This is a genomic window from Streptomyces sp. NPDC005566 (assembly GCF_040605575.1).
GTDB lineage: Bacteria > Actinomycetota > Actinomycetes > Streptomycetales > Streptomycetaceae > Streptomyces.
Genome location: NZ_JBEXDB010000069.1, coordinates 1 through 1,910 on the forward strand (window position 1 = coordinate 1; position 1,910 = coordinate 1,910).

At 71.0% G+C, this 1,910-nt stretch carries 1 protein-coding gene; it reads left to right on the plus strand.

The genetic code is table 11. The features are described from left to right. Positions 1 to 1,910: type I polyketide synthase (locus ABZS61_RS34755; RefSeq protein WP_356430499.1), on the plus strand; the 1,910-nt coding region annotated here is incomplete at both ends.

The following is a 1,910-nucleotide window of genomic DNA, read 5'->3' on the forward strand; positions in this document are numbered from 1 at the left end:
GTGGTCGATCCGGTGCAGGCTGCGGTGTGGGGTCTGGGCCGGGTCGCGGCCCTGGAGTTCCCCCAGCGCTGGGGCGGCATGATCGACCTGCCCGAGACCCTCGACGCCCGCGCATCCGGCCGACTTGCCGCGGTTCTGGCCGACGCTGCCGACGGTGGTGAGGACCAGGTCGCCGTGCGTGGGTCCGGGGTGTACGGGCGCAGGCTGGTGCGGGCGGTGGCGGCCGATGTGCCGGAAACGGTCTGGGGTCCTTCGGGGACGGTACTGGTCACGGGCGGTACCGGTGCGCTGGGCGCGGAAGTGGCGCGCTGGCTGGCCGGCCGGGGCGTGCCGCACCTGATACTGACCAGCCGTGGTGGTGTGGCGCCGGAAGGCCTGGTGGACGAGCTGGCCGCGCTCGGCACTCGCGTCACCGTCGTCGCGTGCGATGTCGCGGACCGGGATGCTCTGGCCGGAGTGATCGCTGATGTTCCCGAGCAGTGGCCGCTCACCGGTGTCGTGCACGCCGCAGGTGTCGGGGACGCACAACTGCTGGAAGCAGCTGACCGGGACACGACGGCTGCGGTGATCGGTGCGAAGATCGACGGCGTCGTACACCTGGACGAACTGACGGCCGGCCTGCCCCTGGACCTGTTCATCGCCTTCTCCTCCGGCGCTGCCATTTGGGGTGGTGCGGGCCAGGGCGCCTACGCGGCAGCGAACGCGTTCCTCGACGCCTGGGCACAACACCGCCGCGAGCGAGGCCTGCCCGCCACCTCTGTGGCGTGGGGGCCCTGGGACGGCGCGGGAATGGCCGTCCAGAGCGACACCCAGCAGCTCCTGCGCCGACGCGGCATGTCACCGATGAACCCCGAACTCGCCGTACGCACACTCGCCTCGGCCATCGACGCCGACGAGTCGGGACTCACCGTCGCCGACATCGACTGGACAGCGTTCGCCGCCTCGTTCACCGCGATCCGCCCGAGCCGACTCCTCGCCGAACTCCCGGAAGCCACCTCCACTCCGGACACACCGGTGTCGCCGGACGAGGACGCCGCGTCGGCCGTTCTGCGACGCCAGCTCGACGGGATACCCGCCGGACAGCGCCGCCAACTGGTCCTCAACGTGGTTCGCACCCACGCGGCGGCGGTCCTCGGGCATACGAGCGCAGAATCGGTGGACGCCGGCCGGGCGTTTCGAGACCTCGGCTTCGACTCCCTGACGGCCGTCGAGGTCCGTAACCGCCTTCAGTCCGTCACCGGCTTGAGGCTTCCCACCACGCTGGTCTTCGACCACCCCAACCCACTCGTACTGGCAGAGTTCCTCCTGGCCGAACTCTCGGGGACCGAACCCGGCGCATCGTCGCCGACACGGCCGGTGGCAACGGCGATCGGCTCCGATGAGCCGGTCGCGATCGTGGGGATGGCCTGCCGCTTCCCCGGCGGCGTCACCTCCGCCCAGTCCCTGTGGGACCTGGTGGAAAGCGCGGGCGATGCGGTCGGGCCCTTCCCCACCGACCGCGGCTGGCCCGCCTCGATCGCCGGATGGGGCGCCTTCCTCGATGACGCGGACCAATTCGACGCCGACCTGTTCGGCATCAGCCCCCGCGAAGCACTCGCCATGGACCCCCAACAACGCCTCCTCCTCGAAACAGCATGGGAGGCGTTCGAGTCGGCGGCTCTCGACCCGCAGGTGCTGCGTGGTTCCTCGACCGGCGTGTTCGTGGGCGGCACCGCATCCGGATACGGCACCGGGACACAGATACCGCAGGGAGCGGAGGGTCACCTGCTGACCGGTACAGCGACCAGCGTCATGTCGGGCAGGGTCTCCTACGCGTTCGGCCTCGAAGGCCCCGCCGTCACCGTCGACACAGCCTGCTCCTCCTCCCTCGTCGCCCTGCACCTGGCCGCACAGGCCCTGCGCACCGGCGA